Source organism: Rhizobium sp. UBA1881 (assembly GCF_002338015.1).
In the GTDB taxonomy this organism is placed as follows: Bacteria; Pseudomonadota; Alphaproteobacteria; order Rhizobiales; family Rhizobiaceae; genus Rhizobium.
Genome location: NZ_DDHH01000109.1, coordinates 1 through 17,504 on the forward strand (window position 1 = coordinate 1; position 17,504 = coordinate 17,504).

Below are 17,504 nucleotides of genomic sequence, written 5' to 3' on the forward strand. Positions count from 1 at the left end.
AGATTTTGCAACGGCTCCCGCCGGGGAGAGGGGAAGAGACCGTGGAGGGTGCCGCTTTTCCCTTCTACCCCGCGGGGAGAAGGTGGCCCGAAGGGTCGGATGAGGGGGCTCCGGGCGCAAAGGCCTGCGCTAATTCAAGAGCCCATCAACGACCAGCATCAGGGCGAAGGAGCAAACCGACAGTCCAATGCTACAGGTCATCACGAGTCGCAGCCGCTTGAACCGACTGTCGATAAAGAACGGCGTTAAGCTTGAAAATTGCCTTCCCTTCCGCTCTCCCCAGGGAAGGTCTTCCTCTTCCGGAAGCGAAACCATCGATTTGGTCCGCCAGAGTATGAGCGCATTGGTGATGAAGCCGCCCGCGAAGCCGAGTACGAAAAGCGACGTCAGGACATATTTCACGGTTTGCACAACTGCGGTTGTCTCTTCTGCGTGCATGACAACACCACCTCAACGGTTTCTCAATTCACCTGAACGATATGATCGCCGCGATCAGTAGTACCCACGGCAACAAGCCGATCCATCCCGCCATCGAGGACTCACAGAGCAGAGAGCCATCCGGGCCGCGTTTGAAACCAAGCCAGTTAAATCCGCCCTCAGCCGATGAGACGCCCTGTACGCGGATTTTACCCAGGGATGCGAGCGGCAGGAGCACTCTGGCTGTGGTGTGCCCTATGACTTCCAATAGAAAATCGACAACAAGCAAGTCCACTTCCCCCGATTGCGCGAAAAACGCGCCGCGATATTCTGATCATGTAGGGAGCATGTTATAAAACTTTAAGTCGCAATCAGAAAACGTGCTAGCACAGTACTCGTCTTGCCGGGCCGATAAGGAAGCCGAATGTCGGGAAACGAACAGCAGGTCGAATGGGGTCCGTGTTGCCTTTGCGGCAAGGGCATCGAGCCCACGTTTCCCGACCCACTCCGCCTTACCGCTGAAACCGCCGATGGCAACTGGCAGGCTTGGTTTGCGCATGCCGCTTGCTTCAAAAGCAAGTTGGTCGATCCACCTGACGCGCCACCCGGATTTTTTGCTCCGGCACATTTCTAGATAACCTTGCCGTTGGCTCTGGCGGCGACGAAACATCTCCCCCATGGACTTCCCCCGCCCCCGCCATACCTACCCCTCCCGGAGGTAACCCATGGCCGAAGTCCTGCTCTTTCACCACGCCCAGGGCCTGACGCCGGGCATCCATATCTTCGCCGATCATCTGCGCGACGCCGGCCATGTCGTCCACACGCCCGATCTCTTCGATGGCCATGTCTTCGCCAGCATCGACGAGGGCATGGACTATATCGAGGCCACCGGTTTCGATGCGCTGCGTGAGCGCGGTGTGAGGCTGGCCGATGATCTGCCGGCCGAGCTTGTCTATGCCGGCTTCTCCTTTGGCGTCGTGCCGGCGCAGCAGCTGGCGCAGACGCGGCCCGGTGCGCGCGGCGCGCTTCTGTTCCACGCCTGCCTGCCGATATCGGGCGAGTGGTCCTTCGGCCCATGGCCGGAGGGCGTGCCGGTGCAGATCCATGCCATGGATGCCGATCCGATCTTCATGCGCGAGGGCGATATCGATGCCGCCCGCGAGATCCTGGAGCACGTGAAGGAGGCGAGCCTCTTCCTCTACCCCGGCGATCAGCACTATTTCGCCGACAGCTCGCTTCCCTCCTGGGATTCCGACGCCGCCGAAGTGCTCACCCGCCGCGTCCTCGATTTCCTCAGACACGTCAACGGCGCCGGCGACGGCCTCCCTTGAGGGAGAAACGGTCTGACGAAAACGGCCGGCGGATGTCTCCATCGCCGGCCGTGAAAGATAGGGGTTTGGGCAGTCTTTTTCTTTGTCTGAGGCGCCTCAGTCTTCGCTGGCCGCCATCTGCGTCAGCACATCGCCGCGCCCGCGCAGGCGCAGGATGAGCGGCAGGATCAGCGCCAAGGCTGCCAGGCCAAGCAGCACGGCGGCAATCGGCGACTGCACGAGCGTCGTCACATCGCCCTGGCTGATGGCGAGCGCGCGGCGCAGCTGCTGCTCCGCCAGAGGTCCGAGGATCAGACCGACGATGACGGGCGCGATCGGATAATCGAAGACGCGCATGACATAGGCGATCAGCCCGAACACCAACAACATGCCGAGTTCGAACACCGAGGGATTGGCCCCGATCGTGCCGAGCGTCGCAAAGACCAGAATGCCGGCATAGAGCCAGGGCTTCGGGATCGTCAGCAGCCGCACCCACAGCCCCACCAGCGGCAGGTTGAGCACGAGCAGCATCAGATTGGCGATGAGCAGCGAGGCGATCAGGCCCCAGACGAGCTGCGGATTGGTGGCAAACAACAGCGGCCCCGGTTGCAGGCCATATTGCTGGAAGCCCGCCAGCATGATCGCGGCCGTGGCCGAGGTCGGCAGGCCGAGCGTCAAGAGCGGCACCAGCGTGCCGGCGGCGGACGCGTTGTTGGCGGCCTCCGGGCCGGCGACGCCTTCGATCGCGCCTTTGCCGAATTCTTCCGGATGCTTGGAGAGCTTCTTTTCGGTCGCGTAGGAGAGGAACGTGCCGATCTCGGCGCCGCCAGCCGGCATGGCGCCGATCGGGAAGCCGATGACCGTGCCGCGCAGCCACGCCTTCCAGGAGCGTGCCCAGTCCTGCGCCGTCATCCAGACCGAACCCTTGATCGCCTCGATCTTGTCGGGTGCCGACGCACCCTGCGCTGCAATGAACAGCGTCTCGCCGATCGCAAACATCGCCACTGCCATCGTCGTCACCTCGATGCCGTCGAGGAGATCCGGAACGCCGAAGGAGAGCCGGTTCTGGCCGGTCAGCTGGTCGATGCCGACAAGCGACAGCGCAAGACCGATGAACAGCGAGGTAAGGCCGCGAAGCGACGAATTGCCGAAAGCCGAGGAAACGGTGACGAAGGCGAGGATCATCAGCGCGAAATACTCGCGCGGACCGAAGACGAGGGCGATCTTGACGATCAGCGGCGCGATGAAGGCAAGCGCCAGCGTGGCGATCAGGCCGGCGACGAAGGAGCCGATCGCCGCAGTGGCGAGAGCCGGCCCGCCGCGTCCGGCGCGCGCCATCTTGTTGCCCTCGAGCGCAGTGACGATCGAGGCGCTTTCGCCGGGCGTGTTCAACAGGATCGATGTCGTGGAGCCACCATACATGCCGCCGTAATAGATGCCGGCGAACATGATCAGCGAGCCGGTCGCGTCGAGCTGGTAGGTGACGGGCAAAAGAAGCGCCACTGTTGTGGCCGGGCCGATGCCGGGCAAGACGCCGACCATGGTGCCGAGCGTGACGCCGATCAGCGCATAGAGCAGGTTCATCGGCTCCATCGCCGAGACCAGGCCCTGTAGAAGAAATTCGAATGTGCTCATGATGCTACTCTCAAGGCTCCCGTCAATGGATCAGGTGTTCCAGCGGTCCCGCCGGAAGCGAAAGCTGAAGCACAACGGCAAAAAGCCAGTAGATGCCGAGACAGATGACGATGCCGACAGGAATGCTGATCCAGATCCTGCGAGCGCCGAAGCCGGCGGCGGCAAGACCGAACAGCGCGCCGGTGGCGATCGAAAAGCCGAGCGGCCGGATCAGCACCATCTGCGCGACGAGACCGGCGACGACCCAGACCACCGGGCCAAACTCCTGGCGCTCGCGCTCGGGAAAATCGCGACGGAACGCGGCAAAGACGGTCCAGATCCCCAGGCCGACGAGGACGTAGGCGATCCAGTGCGGCACCGTCGCCGGGCCGACCTGCGAATAGCCCGTCGTCTCGTTGAGGCGCGCCACGTCGAAGAATATGACGGCCGCCATGGCGACCAGCACGGCGGCAATAACAAGCGCCGCCCAATCAGGGCGGCGCTGTTGCGATGTCACTTGGTTCTCGGAGCTCATTTAACGAGTCCGATGTCTTTCAGGATCGTTTCCGTCGCGGAAATGTCCTGCGCGAGCTGTGCTTCGAATTCCGGACCGGAGAGATAGGTGTCCATCCAGCCCTTGGTCTTCAGGTTGTCCTGCCAGGTCTTCGACTTGGCGAGCTTCTCAACATCGTCGGTCACGGCCTTCTTCTGCTCGTCGGTAAGACCGGGAGCAGCGGCGACCATGCGCCAGTTCTGCAGCACGACATCGAAGCCGGATTCCTTCAGCGTCGGCGCGTCGATACCGTCGACCTTCTTGTCGGCCGAGATCGCCAGCAGGCGCAGCGCGCCAGCCTTGATCTGGCCTTCGAATTCGCCATAGGACGATACGCCGGCCGTCACCTGACCGCCGAGGATCGCGGCCAGAGCCTCGCCGCCGCCGGAAAACGCAATGTAGTTGATCTTGGTCGGATCGGCACCGGCGGCCTTGGCGAGCAGGCCGACGAGAATGTGGTCGGTGCCGCCGGCCGAACCGCCGCCCCAGGAAACCGCGCCCGGATTTTCCTTCAGCTTGGCGACGAGATCGGCGACCGTCTTGATATCGGAATTCGCCGGCACGACGATGGCCTCGTATTCGCCGGTCAGGCGGGCGATCGGGGTGACGTCCTTGAGGGTCACCGGCGACTTGTTGGTCAGGATGGCGCCGACCATGACATAGCCGCCGACGAGCAACGCGTTCGGATTGCCCTTCTGCTGGCTGGCGAACTGGGCGATGCCGATCGTGCCGCCGGCGCCCGGAACGTTCATGACCTGAACTTTACTGGAAATCTTCTCGCTCTGCAGCGAGGTCTGCATGGTGCGGGCCGTCTGATCCCAGCCGCCGCCGGGAGCGGCAGGCGCCATGATCGAGTAGTCGGCGGCATAGGCCGGCAGCGCGATGGCGGCCGCGAAAATGCTGGTCAGGAAAATATGCTTCAAGAGACTGTCCTCCATGAGCGCGGTCTGCGACCACGCATTGTTCTCGATCGGATCGGGAAGGACAGCGCACACGGACGCGAAAACGCATCCGAAATATCTGGCTAAACTCCTCCCGAAACTTCCCCTAGCCGCCTCCACGGAGTTGAAGTTCCTCAAAAGGGACCACAACAAGCTGTCATTTAGCTGACACCCCGCGCTTATCCAGTCAGGATGGACACTTTTTTGCCGCAATTCGAATTCTTGGCGGAAACTGCAGATTTCTGATTGATGTCGGGAACCCTTGTCGCCCTTCGACGTTAGACGAAAGTAATAGGGGAATTTGCGCCATGAGCACGCACATCGACATCAACCAGATCAACGACGACCGCCAGAACGACCGCTTGCGGGAAGTGTGGAGCGTCGCCGATTTTTCGCGCCGTCACCGGCTGGAAAAGGAAGAGGAGCAGCGCCTTTTCAAGCTGTTCGGCTCCTTCGCGACGAAGCAGGAACTGCTCTCGAACGCCCAGCGCCCCTGCCGATTCCGCTGAAAAGCGGAGCGCCGCGCGAATAGATTAGAACACCCATCCCCGGTGAATACCGCGGGCACGCTATCGAGCGGCCCACACATACGGCATCATCGCTACGCCGAAGCCGACCTACTTTCACATCAGACAAAAGAGATTTTGGAGAACCGCCGTGCGGCTCACGATGCCAGCGGCATCAGGAAGCGCGGCGAGATCAGCGATTTGCCGAAGCGGATCGCGGCCGCGTAGTCGAGCGCTTCCGATACCTTCTCCGGCCAATGCGGCTTGGAGACGACGCCAACGGCGCTGCGGCTGTTGCGCACCATCTCGGGATTGCCGGTGACGAAGACGACGGTCACGCCATGCTCGCTGGAAAGACGCTCGGCGATGGCGGGGCCGGTCACGCCATCGGCGAGTTGAACATCCACAAGCGCCACTTCTGCCTGCTCTGCAAGCTCAAGCGCTTCGTCCAGCGTTCGGGCCGGGCCGATGACGGTGTGACCGAGATCCTCGACGATGGATTCGAGATCGAGCGCGATCAACAATTCGTCTTCGACAATAAGAATATTCATGCGGTACTGCCCATATCCCTGGAATGCATGCCAGCCTGAAACCCAAAAACGCGTGACGACGCGATTGGTTCCCGACCTTTCCAATTTCCTAATATGGAGCCTGAGGGTTAAAAGAATAGTAGCCGCGCCATACCAATTTTGGGCTTTAAATGTTCAATACAAATACCGCATTTCCTGGCAAAACCGATGAAATCGGGCGAAAATATACTTATGCAACCCATCCGATACAAATGCGCCAAAACAACACGCCGAACGCTTGTCTGACGCTGATCTGGCATCTACTGCGTGCGCAGCACCTCGTTCCAATGCGCGATCAGCCGCGCCCGCTTCACCTGGTCGAGATAGACCATCAGCCCTGGGCTGACAGGCACGGGCCTCAACTGCGCGCCGAGCAGCGCCTGCATGGTGTTCGCGGTGTTTTCGCCGGTCACTTCGGGGCTGACGGCGGGGATCTGCAGCTCGCGCGCCATGATCGTCTGCCCTTCCTTCGACATGAAAAAGGAGAGGTAGCGCCGCCCAAGCTCCGGATTGGCCGCCGCCTGCGGCACCAGCCCGATCCGGGACATGACGACGGTATAATCCTTCGGCAGCACGATGCCGACCTCTGGATGGCGCTTGGCCCAATCCGCCGCGTATGAGCCGAGAATATTGTAGCCGAGCACGAAGCGTCCGTCCGACACCCGCTCCAGGATCGCCGAGCTCGTCGAATAAAGCTTCACCCCGGCCGCCCCCATGGCGCCGATGACCGACCAGATATCGCCGAACTGCTCCTGGTCGCGCGCCATGAACAGGAAGCCGACGCCGGAGCGCTCGATATCATAGGTGCCGATCCGCCCATGCACCGCATCGCCCTTGCGCTTCAGATAATCGACGAACTCGGCCCGCGAACTCGGCGGCTGTTCGTTGACGAAGCTCGGCTTGTGATAGACGAAGACGGCGGGCTCGAAGGTCAGCGCATAGGCGGTGTTGCGCCAGTTCGCCCATTTCGGCCAGATTCCGCTCATCGGCAGGTTGCTCGGCTGCGCATAGCCGTCGTTGGAAAGCTTCACCTGCAGGTCCATGGCCGACGAAAAGGCGAAATCCGCCGTCGGCTTCCCCGCGTCCGTCTCCTGCACGATGCGATCGTAGATCTCCCCGGTCAGCATGTCCTCATAGGTGACGGCGACGTCGGGGTTTGCCTCCTGAAATCCGCGGATCATCGGCTGCGCCAGCGGCTCGTCGAGCGACGAATAGACCACGAGCACGGGCGCCCCGGCATTGCCCGACACCGCCGGATAGAAAATCGGCTCCGCCAGGGCCAGGCCCGGACAGAGCAACATCAACGCAAGTAGTGGCAGTCTCCTCATACGATGAGAATGCATGACTGCGCTATCAGGCACAAGGGAGCACACACCCGCGCTGTCCAGCGGCGCGCGATGCTGCACATGCTCCATGCCCGCCCAAAGGCGTAACCGTCGCGCGCGACAAGCAGGGCCAAAGACGTTAGACTTCAAGCGACCCAGTTGCCCTATCACGCGGAGGCCACATTGGAGCGACGACTGACAGCCATCCTCGCCGCCGATGTCGTCGGTTATTCTAGGCTGATGGGCATCGACGAGGCTGGCACGCTGAAGGCCTTCAACCGTCACCGCGTCGAGCTGATCGAGCCAGCGATCCTCGAATATGGCGGCCGGGTCGTGAAGCTGCTGGGCGATGGCCTGCTGGTGGAATTCGGCAGTGTCGTCAACGCGGTTGCCTGCGCCGTCGAAATCCAGCGCGGCGTAGCACTCGGCAATGCCGAGGTTCCCGAGGACCGCCGCATCCGCTTTCGCATCGGCGTCAATCTCGGCGATGTCATCGTCGAGGGTGGCGATATCTTCGGCGACGGCGTCAATGTCGCCGCTCGTCTCGAGGCCGTCGCGGACCCCGGCGGCATCGCCGTCTCCTCCTCGGTCCGTGACCATGTCGGCGCCCGCCTCGATCTGCGCTTCGAGGATCGCGGTCGTCAGACGCTGAAGAACATCGAGCAGAAGGTCCACGTCTACGCCGTTCTCGTCGATCTCCCAGATCAGAGCACGGGCGTGGCCTCCGAAACGCCCATCGCCGGCACGCGCTCCATCGTCGTGCTGCCCTTCACCAACATGAGCGGCGACCCGGATCAGGAGTATTTCTCAGACGGCCTGACGGAAGACATCATCACCGACCTGTCGAAAATCTCGGGCCTGCTGGTCACCCCGCGCAACACCACCTTCGCCTACAAGGGCCGGGCCATGAAGATCGGCCAGATCGCCTGCGAGCTCTCGGTCCGCTATGTCCTCCAGGGCAGTGTTCGCACATCCGGCGGCCGCGTACGCATCAGCGCCCAGATGATCGACGCCTGCAACGAGGACCATCTCTGGGCCGATCGCTACGACCGCGACCTCACCGACATCTTCGCCATCCAGGACGAGATCGCCCACGCCATCGTCGGCCAGCTGAAGGTCAAGATGCGCCCGGAGGAAGTGCGCGCGATTGAGAGCGACCCCACCACCAATGTCGAGGCCTACACCTACTATCTGCGCGGCCGCAAATTCGCCCGCACCATGACCATGTCCTATCTGATCATGGCGAGGCGCATGTTCTACAAGGCGGTCGAGCTCGATCCGAATTATGCCCGCGCCTATGCCGGCATCGCCGATTGCGACAGTGCGCTTTACATCTGGTACGCGGCAGAGCTGCCGATCGACGAAATCCTCGAGATGACCTCCAAGGCGCTGGCGCTCGACCCCGATCTTGCCGAGGCCCACGCCGCCCGCGCCATCGCGCTCCATCACGCCGCCCGCGACGGAGAAGCCGACATCTATTTCGCCCGGGCGCTGGCGCTTGACCCCAATCTCTTCGAGGCCAATTTCCACTTCGCCCACCGCCTGTTCAAGCGCGGCCAGTTCGAGGATGCGATCATCTATTTCGAGCGCTCCGCCAGCCTCTACGGCGACGATTACGTCTCCCCGGTCCTGCTCGCCGCCGCCTTCCGCTCGCTCGGACTGCCCGAGGATGGCCGCAAATGGGCGGCCGAAGGGGCGGTCCGCGCCGAACGCGCCGCCGAGCAGAACCCCGGCAACTCCGCCCCCGTCCATCGCGCCGCGCTTGCCTACGCGCAGATCGGCGACACCAGGCGCGCCGTCTCCTGGATCAACCGCGCGCTCGCCATGGACCCGCACGACGTCATCACCCGCTACAACGCCGTCTGCGTCCACGCCTTGCTCGGAGAAACCGACCGCGCCGTCGAACACATGCGGCAATTGCTCCCCAACAGCTCTTCCTACCAGATCGGCTGGTTCGAAAACGATTCAGACCTCGACAACATCCGCTCCGACCCGCGCTTCATCGAGCTGATGGCGGCCATCGCGCAGCAGTGAAGCCGTAAAAAGCGCATCGTGACATCGCCAGCGCCGCCCTGTAGTCTCCGGCAAAAATCAAGGGAACATCCGTGCGCATTCTACTGGTGGAGGACAATATCGCGCTGGCCGACGGGCTGTCGGCCATTCTGCGCGGCACCGGCCACGCCGTCGATGTCGTCCATGACGGCGCATCCGCCAATGCGGTGACGGCGGCCGAGAGCTTCGACCTCGTGGTGCTCGATCTCAACCTGCCCGAGATGGACGGCCTCGACGTGCTGCGCGCCATGCGCGCCCGCCAAAACCAGGCCGCCGTCCTCATCCTCACCGCACGCGGCACGCCGGAAGAGCGCGTCAAGGGCCTCGACCTCGGCGCCGACGACTATCTGATAAAACCCTTCGACATCTCCGAATTCGAGGCCCGGGTGCGCGTTCTCCTGCGCCGCCAGGCCGGCCTGCATTCGGCAACCGTCAGCTTCGGCGGCCTGTCGCTCGATCTGAATTCCCGCGCCTTCTTCTCAGGCAGCACACCGCTCGACATCCCCGCCCGCGAGCTCGGCCTGCTCGAAATCCTCTTCATGCGCGCCGGCAAGGTGGTTGCCAAGGAAGCGATCATCCAGTCGCTCACCGCCTTCGACGACGACATCTCCGCCAACGCCATCGAGCAATATGTCAGCCGCCTCAGAAAGCGCCTCGCCCCACACGGCCTGACGGTAAAGACCGCGCGCGGCATCGGCTACTATCTCGACAAGCTACCCGAGCCTGTACCGGGCGCCGCAAGCCCCGAGGCGCCATGACGTCAGCCTATTCGCTCCGCCGCCGGCTGCTCTTCTGGCTGCTGATCTCGACCGCCGTCATCGGCATCGTCGCGCTGGCCGACACCTACCGCGAGGCCGTGCAGACCTCCAACATTGTCTCCGACCGCGTCCTTGCCGGCTCGGCGCTGGCGATCGCCGAGCGCGTCGTCGTTGCCGAAGACGGCTCACTGCAGGTCGACATCCCCTATGTGGCGCTGGAAATGCTGACATCGGCGGCACAGGACCGCGTCTTCTACCGTGTCGACGGCCCGCCCGGCCACTTCATCACCGGCTACCAGGCGCTCCCCGTCATCAAGGAGACCAAGGGCGAAGGTGCTGCCTTCGCCGACGATCGCTTCCGCAACGAGCCGATCCGCGTCGCCACCCTCAACCGCTCGGCCTCGACGGGCATCCGCTCGGTCCCCTTCACCGTCACCGTCGCCGAAACCACCATCGCCCGCCGCCAGCTCGCCCGCGCCATCCTCCTGCGCTCGGCGCTGCGCCTCTCCGTCATGATCCTCGGTGCCGCGATCATCGTTTGGATCTCGGTCACCGTGGCGCTGCGCCCGCTCTACAAGCTGCGCGACGCGATCGGCGAGCGCAGCCCCGACGACCTGCACCCGATCGAGCAATCGGTCCCGAGCGAAGTCCAGCCGCTGGTCGATACCGTCAACGGCTTCATGATCCGGCTCGAACAGGCGCTGGACGCGCTGCGCAACTTCACCGGCAATGCCAGCCACCAGCTGCGCACCCCGCTCGCCATCATCCGCACCCAACTCGCGCTTTCCGCCCGCGCCACCTCACTCGCCGATGCCCAGGCAGTCGCGCTGAAGGGCGACCAGGCCGTGGCGCATGCCGAACGCGTGCTCGCCCAGCTGCTCCTGATGGCGAAGATCGACGCCGCCACCTCGCGCGAGGCGCTGACGGCAACCGCGATCGACCTCACCGCGATCGCCCAGGAGATAACCGGCGAGCTGATTCCGACAGCATCGGCCGCCGGCATCGATCTCGGCTTCGAGGGCGACAAACAAGAGATGATCCGCGCCGAACCGCTCCTGATCGGCGAACTCCTGCGCAACCTTACAGGCAACGCCATCGCCTATGCCGGCCACGGCGCCGAAGTCACCGTCCGCATCCGCGGTCTCGACGATGCCGTGCTGCTAGAAGTCGAAGACAACGGCCCCGGCATCCCGCCCGACCAGCTCGCCGCCGTCCGCCGCCGCTTCTCCCGCGCCGACCAATCCGGCGCCCCAGGTGCTGGATTGGGCTTGCCGATCGTCGAGGAAATTTGCGGGTTGTTTGGTGCGACGCTGGCGCTGGAGGCGGGGATTGGCGGCAGGGGGTTGAGGGCTACGGTGAGGTTTGGGCGGCTGTAAGGGGCCAAATTTAAAGGATGATCCCGTCGGCTGTTGTGCCGTGTAGCCCCCTCATCCGACCCTTCGGGCCACCTTCTCCCCGCTGGGGCGAAGGGAAGATGGAGCAAGCGGCCCGCCGCGAGTCTCTTCTCCCCCTGCGGGGAGAAGGTGCCGGCAGGCGGATGAGGGGGCCACGCGGCAAAACAGCAGACAATCCATCCGCACCCACACCACTCACCTTGAACACCCATCCCTACCTTGCATTCTCTCGCTGCATTGCACACACTGCACTTGGGAACAGCAAATGCCGTACAACGATACGGCCGCGGATAAGGCAGTCCATGTCGATCAAAGCCAGCATCTATCATCTGACGCATTACAAATACGACAAACCGGTCCGGCTCGGGCCTCAGATCATCCGCCTCAAGCCCGCGTCGCATTCCAAGACGCGGGTGATCAGCCATTCGCTGAAGGTCTCGCCGGCGAACCATTTCGTGAACCTGCAGCAGGATCCCTACGGCAATTATCTGGCCCGCTACGTCTTCCCCGACCCGGTGAACGAGTTCAAGATCGAGGTCGACCTCGTCGCCGACATGACGGTCTACAACCCCTTCGATTTCTTCATCGAGGAGAGCGCCGAAATGTGGCCCTTCTCCTATCCCGAGGAGATCAGGGACGACCTGAAGATCTACATGCAGCCGCAGCCGGTGGAGCCGGCGCTGGCGGCCTATCTCTCAGGCATCGACCGCACGCCGATGCGCACCACCGATTTCATCGTCGGCCTCAATGCCCGGCTGAAGAACGACGTCGAATACGTCATCCGCATGGAGCCCGGCGTGCAGTCGCCGGAGGAGACGCTGAAGCTGGCGCTCGGCTCCTGCCGCGACAGTAGCTGGCTCCTGGTCGAGATCCTCCGCAATCTCGGCTTCGCCGCCCGCTTCGTCTCCGGCTACCTCATCCAGCTGACGCCGGATCTGAAGGCGCTCGACGGCCCATCCGGCACCGAGGTCGACTTCACCGATCTGCATGCCTGGTGCGAGGTCTACATCCCCGGCGCCGGCTGGATCGGCCTCGACCCGACCTCGGGCCTCCTGACCGGCGAGAGCCACATCCCCCTTGCCGCCACGCCGCACTATAGCAACGCCGCCCCGATCTCCGGCGCACTCTACGGCCACGCCAACACCGAGTTCGCCTTCGACATGAAGGTCACGCGCGTCGCCGAACATCCGCGCATCACCAAGCCCTTCTCCGACGACAGCTGGGACGAACTCAACGCGCTCGGCGCCAAGGTCGACAGCATCCTGCAGGCAGAAGACGTCCGCCTCACCATGGGTGGTGAGCCGACCTTCGTCTCGATCGACGATTTCGAATCCGCCGAATGGAACACCGAGGCCGTCGGCCCGACCAAGCGCGAAAAGGCCGATATCCTGATCCGCAAGCTGCGCGAGCGCTTCGCCCCCGGCGGCTTCCTGCATTATGGCCAGGGCAAGTGGTATCCCGGCGAAAGCCTGCCGCGCTGGACCTTCTCGCTCTATTGGCGCAAGGACGGCAAGCCGATCTGGCGCAATCCCGAGCTCATCGCCGGCGAAGGCAAGGACACAGGTGTCGCGGCCGACGACGCCGCCAACCTGCTCGGCGCCATCGCCCGCGAACTCGCGATCGACACCGACATGGTGCTGCCGGCCTATGAGGACCCGGCCGAGTGGATCCTCAAGGAAGGCAGCCTGCCCGACAATGTCGATCCCTCGAATTCCAAGCTCAAGGACCCGGAAGAGCGCAACCGCATCGCCCGCGTTTTCGAGCGCGGCCTGACCACGCCGACGGGCTACATCCTTCCCGTCCAGGCCTGGAACGCCCAGGCATCCGGCCAGCGCTGGATGAGCGAGCGGTGGAAGACGCGCCGCGGCAAGATCTTCCTCGTTCCCGGCGACAGCCCCGTCGGCTACCGCCTGCCGCTCGGCACACTCCCCTACGTGCCGCCCGCCCGCTTCCCCTATATCCACCCGGCCGACCCCTCCATCCCCCGCACGCCGCTGCCCGATGTCTTCGTGCCCTCGGGCCGCGCCATGCCGGAAGCCTCGCGCCATAGCGAGGAGGCCGGCCAGAGCCGCGTCGAGCAGACGCTGGGCGAGATCGGCGGCGCCGTGCGCACCGCAATCTCGGTGGAGCCGCGCGACCGCCGCCTTTGCGTCTTCATGCCGCCGGTCGAGCGCATCGAGGATTATCTAGAGCTGATCGCGGCCGCCGAGAACGCCGCCGCCGAACTCGGCCTGCCCGTCCATATCGAGGGCTACTCGCCGCCGCAGGACGAGCGCATCAACGTCATCCGCGTCGCACCCGACCCCGGCGTCATCGAGGTCAACATCCATCCGGCCTCCAACTGGCAGGACTGCGTGGCGATCACCAGCACCGTCTACGAGGAGGCCCGCCAGTCGCGACTCGGCGCCGACAAGTTCATGATCGACGGCCGCCACACCGGCACTGGCGGCGGCAACCACGTCGTGGTCGGCGGCACCAATCCCGGCGACAGCCCGTTCCTGCGCCGTCCGGATCTGCTGAAGAGCCTGGTGCTGCACTGGCAGCGCCATCCCTCGCTCTCCTACATGTTCTCGGGCATGTTCATCGGCCCGACCAGCCAGGCCCCGCGCATCGACGAGGCCCGCCACGACAGCCTCTACGAGCTGGAAACAGCACTCGCCCAGATCCCCGCGCCCGGCAAGGGCGTCACACCCCTGCCCTGGATCACCGACCGCCTGTTCCGCAACCTCCTGATCGACGTCACCGGCAACACCCACCGCGCCGAGATCTGCATCGACAAGCTGTTTTCGCCCGACGGACCGACCGGCCGCCTCGGCCTCGTCGAGTTCCGTGGCTTCGAAATGCCGCCGAACGCGCGCATGTCGCTCGCCCAGCAGCTTCTGGTCCGCGCCCTCATCGCCCGCTTCTGGCAGAACCCCGCCGATGGCCGCTTCGTGCGCTGGGGCACGACGCTGCACGACCGCTTCATGCTGCCGCACTTCGTCTGGCAGGATTTCCAGGACGTGCTTGCCGATCTCAAGCAGAACGGCTTCGATCTCAGCCCGGAATGGTTCAAGGCACAGCTCGAATTCCGCTTCCCCTTCTGCGGCGAGGTCGAATACGAGGGCTCGAAGCTGGAGCTGCGCCAGGCGCTGGAGCCCTGGAACGTCATGGGCGAGGAAGGCGCGATCGGCGGCACCGTGCGCTATGTCGACAGCTCCGTCGAGCGTCTGCAGGTCAGGCTCGAGACCAGCAATTCGTCCCGCTACACCGTCACCTGCAACGGCCGCACCGTGCCGCTGACACCGACGGGCACTGCCGGCGTCTCGGTCGCCGGCGTCCGCTTCAAGGCATGGCAGCCGGCGTCGGGATTGCACCCGCTACTGCCCGTCAACACGCCGCTCACCTTCGACATTTATGATACATGGTCGAAGCGTTCGATCGGCGGCTGCATCTATCATGTTGCCCATCCGGGCGGGCGTAACTATGACACCTTCCCGGTCAATGGTAACGAAGCCGAAGCCAGGCGTCTGGCGCGATTCGAGCCATGGGGCCATACATCGGGCGGCTATATCCCCGCGATCGAGACCGGATCGCCGGAGTTCCCGCTGACGCTGGATCTGAGAAGACCGGCAGGCATTTAGACGCATTAGACTAGGGGTTCATGGGCAAGAAACCGGCAAGAGAGCTGCGGCAGCAGAAGAGCGAGCGCATCGGCAACGAGGCGGTGCTCGGCTATCGTCCGCCGCCTGGCGTCGCCGACGAGATGGTCGACCAGAACGGCGCGATCCGCCCGGTCTGGCAGCGCGTCATGGCGCATCTGAGCGGCATGCCGGAAAAGGACCTGACCGAGCGCTTCGCCCGCGCCGACCGCTATCTGCGCGATGCCGGCGTCTTCTACCGCGCCTATGGCAGCACCGGCAGCGCCGAGCGCTCCTGGCCGCTTTCGCCCATCCCCGTTCTGATCGACGAGCGCGAATGGGAGAGCCTGTCGGAAGGCCTCGTCCAGCGCGCCGACCTGCTCGAAGCGATCGTCGCCGACATCTATGGCGACAACAGGCTGGTCGAGGATGGCGTGCTGCCGCCGGCGCTGATCGCCTCCAATCCGGAGTTCCAGCGCCCGCTCGTCGGCGTCAAGCCGGCCGGCGGCCACTATCTGCATTTCTGCGCCTTCGAGGTCGGCCGCGGTCCCGATGGCAACTGGTGGGTTTTGGCAGACCGCACGCAGGCCCCATCCGGCGCCGGCTTCGCGCTGGAAAACCGGGTGGCAACCACCCGCGCCTTCTCCGATATCTATGCGGAAACCCCGGTGCACCGCCTCGCCTCCTTCTTCGGCGCCTTCCGCGATGCGCTGCAGGGCATGAAGCACAGCGGCGACGACCGCATCGCCGTGCTCACCCCCGGCCCCGCCAACGAGACCTATTACGAACACGCCTACATCGCCCGCTATCTCGGCTTCATGCTGCTCGAGGGCGAGGATCTGACCGTCGTCAACGGCAAGGTGATGGTGCGCACCGTCTCCGGCCTGAAGCCGATCACCGTGCTCTGGCGCCGCCTCGATTCCGCCTATGCCGATCCGCTCGAGCTCAACCAGACCTCGCACATCGGCACGCCGGGCCTCGTGGAAGCGCTGCGCGCCGAAAGCGTCACCATCGTCAATGCGCTCGGAAGCGGCATCATCGAGACGCGCGCGCTGCTCGCCTTCATGCCCACCATCTGCCGCCGCCTCTTCGGCGAGGAGCTGAAGATGCCGTCGATCGCCACCTGGTGGTGCGGCCAGAAGAGCGAACGCGACCATGTCGCCCAAAACATCGAGAAAATGGTGATCGGCCCGGCCTATTCGCGCGCGCCCTTCTTCGACGACAACGGTGAATCCGTGCTCGGCTCGGCGCTTCGCGCCACCGCCCGTGATTCCATCGGCGACTGGCTGAACACCGATGGCCCGAAGCTCGTCGGCCAGGAGGCCGTGACGCTCTCGACCACGCCCAGCTGGGTGAACGGCAAGCTGGTGCCGCGGCCGATGTCGCTGCGCGTCTTCGCCGCCCGCACAAAGAACGGCTGGCAGATCATGCCTGGTGGCTTCGCCCGCATCGGCGCCGGCGACGACGTGGCGGCGATCGCCATGCAGTCGGGTGGTGCGGCCGCCGACGTCTGGATCGTTTCTGACAAGCCCGTCGAGCGCCACACGCTGCTGCCCACCGAGGCGAGCTTCACCCGCAACATGCCGGGCAGCCTGCCCAGCCGCGCCGCCGACAATCTCTTCTGGCTCGGCCGCTATATCGAGCGCGCCGAAGGGGCGCTGCGCATCCTGCGCGCCTGGCACGCCCGCTTCGCCGAGGCCGCCGATCCGAGCCAGCCGCTGCTGGCCGATGTCAGCGCCTATCTCGCCGCCGTCGATATCGACACCGAGGACGCGGTGCCCGACACGCTGCTGCGCAATATCGACAGCGCCGTCTATTCGGCAAGCAACATCCGCGACCGCTTCTCGCCGGATGGCTGGCTGGCGCTGACCGATCTCGCCAAGACCGCCCGCCGTTTCCACGCGACAGTATCGCCGGGCGACGACGCCAGCCATGCGATGACGATCCTGTTGCGCAAGCTCGCGGGCTTCGCCGGTCTCGTGCATGAAAACATGTATCGCTTCACCGGTTGGCGATTCCTGTCGCTCGGCCGCCACATCGAGCGCGCGCTGCACATGACCCGCCTGCTCGGTCACATGTCCGGCCCCGAGGCGCCCGATGGCGCGCTCGACATGCTGCTCGAGATCGGCGACAGCGTCATGACCCACCGCCGCCGCTACAACGTCAACACCGCGCGGCTGACTGTCACCGACCTTCTGGCGCTCGACCCGCTCAACCCGCGCTCGATCCTCTTCCAATTGAACGAGATCCTGCGCGAGGTCGAGCAGCTGCCGAATGCGCTTACCAACGGCCAGATGTCGCCCTTCTACCGCGAATCCATGCGCCTGCGCTCCGGCCTCGCCGTCATGACGCCCGAGACGATGACCGACGACGTCTATCGCAGCCTCGAACGCGAGCTCGAAAACCTCTCCGATCTCCTCGCGCAAACCTATCTGGGGTGATGTT

12 protein-coding genes and 1 pseudogene are annotated in these 17,504 nt (G+C 64.3%); 7 read left to right on the plus strand and 6 right to left on the minus strand.

The genetic code is table 11. The features are described 5' to 3' along the window. Positions 1-129: 129 nt before the first annotated feature. Positions 130-438: a hypothetical protein gene (locus B3605_RS13015; protein ID WP_112945274.1), complete on the minus strand. Its 309-nt coding sequence runs from the start codon at positions 436-438 to the stop codon at positions 130-132. Between the two features lie 704 nt (positions 439-1,142). Here B3605_RS13015 and B3605_RS13020 point away from each other — a divergent pair. Next, entirely contained in the window at positions 1,143-1,748 is a 606-nt protein-coding gene (locus B3605_RS13020) for a dienelactone hydrolase family protein (protein WP_112942867.1), read from the plus strand. 96 nt (positions 1,749-1,844) lie between these two features. Here B3605_RS13020 and B3605_RS13025 read toward each other — a convergent pair whose 3' ends face one another. Genes B3605_RS13025 through B3605_RS13035 form a run of 3 tightly spaced genes read right to left on the minus strand, consistent with a single transcriptional unit; the run spans position 1,845 to position 4,817 of the window. Then, entirely contained in the window at positions 1,845-3,362 is a 1,518-nt protein-coding gene (locus B3605_RS13025) for a tripartite tricarboxylate transporter permease (RefSeq protein WP_112942866.1), read from the minus strand. Between the two features lie 22 nt (positions 3,363-3,384). After that, entirely contained in the window at positions 3,385-3,876 is a 492-nt protein-coding gene (locus B3605_RS13030; protein ID WP_112942865.1) for a tripartite tricarboxylate transporter TctB family protein, read from the minus strand. Then, complete coding sequence (locus B3605_RS13035) at positions 3,873-4,817, minus strand: Bug family tripartite tricarboxylate transporter substrate binding protein (protein WP_112942877.1); 945 nt, start codon at positions 4,815-4,817, stop codon at positions 3,873-3,875. The genes B3605_RS13030 and B3605_RS13035 overlap by 4 nt, the downstream gene beginning before the upstream one ends. Positions 4,818-5,143: 326 nt before the next feature. Here B3605_RS13035 and B3605_RS13040 point away from each other — a divergent pair, with 326 nt between their 5' ends. Then, positions 5,144-5,344 (plus strand): hypothetical protein, encoded by a 201-nt coding sequence (locus tag B3605_RS13040; RefSeq protein WP_112942864.1) that lies wholly within the window; start codon positions 5,144-5,146, stop codon positions 5,342-5,344. A gap of 155 nt (positions 5,345-5,499) precedes the next feature. On the opposite strand, the pseudogene B3605_RS13045 reads toward B3605_RS13040, so the two are convergent. Continuing rightward, positions 5,500-5,904, minus strand: a pseudogene (locus tag B3605_RS13045) (response regulator); the annotation flags it as partial. 266 nt (positions 5,905-6,170) lie between these two features. Continuing rightward, complete coding sequence (locus tag B3605_RS13050; protein ID WP_183795168.1) at positions 6,171-7,238, minus strand: ABC transporter substrate-binding protein; 1,068 nt, start codon at positions 7,236-7,238, stop codon at positions 6,171-6,173. A 180-nt stretch (positions 7,239-7,418) separates the two neighbouring features. Between B3605_RS13050 and B3605_RS13055 the strand changes: the two genes are divergently transcribed. The 5 genes from B3605_RS13055 (at position 7,419) to B3605_RS13075 (ending at position 17,500) form a co-directional block, all read left to right on the plus strand. After that, the gene (locus tag B3605_RS13055) at positions 7,419-9,269 is read left to right on the plus strand and encodes an adenylate/guanylate cyclase domain-containing protein (protein WP_112942863.1); all 1,851 of its coding nucleotides are present in this window, start codon (positions 7,419-7,421) and stop codon (positions 9,267-9,269) included. 71 nt (positions 9,270-9,340) lie between these two features. Then, a complete protein-coding gene (locus tag B3605_RS13060; protein WP_112942862.1) occupies positions 9,341-10,045 on the plus strand; it encodes a response regulator in 705 nt (234 codons plus the stop codon). Continuing rightward, entirely contained in the window at positions 10,042-11,421 is a 1,380-nt protein-coding gene (locus tag B3605_RS13065; RefSeq protein ID WP_112942861.1) for a sensor histidine kinase, read from the plus strand. Before B3605_RS13060 ends, B3605_RS13065 begins: the two co-directional genes overlap by 4 nt. 320 nt (positions 11,422-11,741) lie before the next feature. Continuing rightward, on the plus strand, positions 11,742-15,062 hold the full coding sequence (locus tag B3605_RS13070) for a DUF2126 domain-containing protein (RefSeq protein WP_296434386.1): 3,321 nt from the start codon (positions 11,742-11,744) through the stop codon (positions 15,060-15,062). Positions 15,063-15,082: 20 nt separating this feature from the next. Further along, positions 15,083-17,500, plus strand: coding sequence for a circularly permuted type 2 ATP-grasp protein (locus B3605_RS13075; RefSeq protein WP_296434388.1), 2,418 nt, complete (start codon positions 15,083-15,085; stop codon positions 17,498-17,500). The last annotated feature ends 4 nt before the right edge of the window (positions 17,501-17,504 follow it).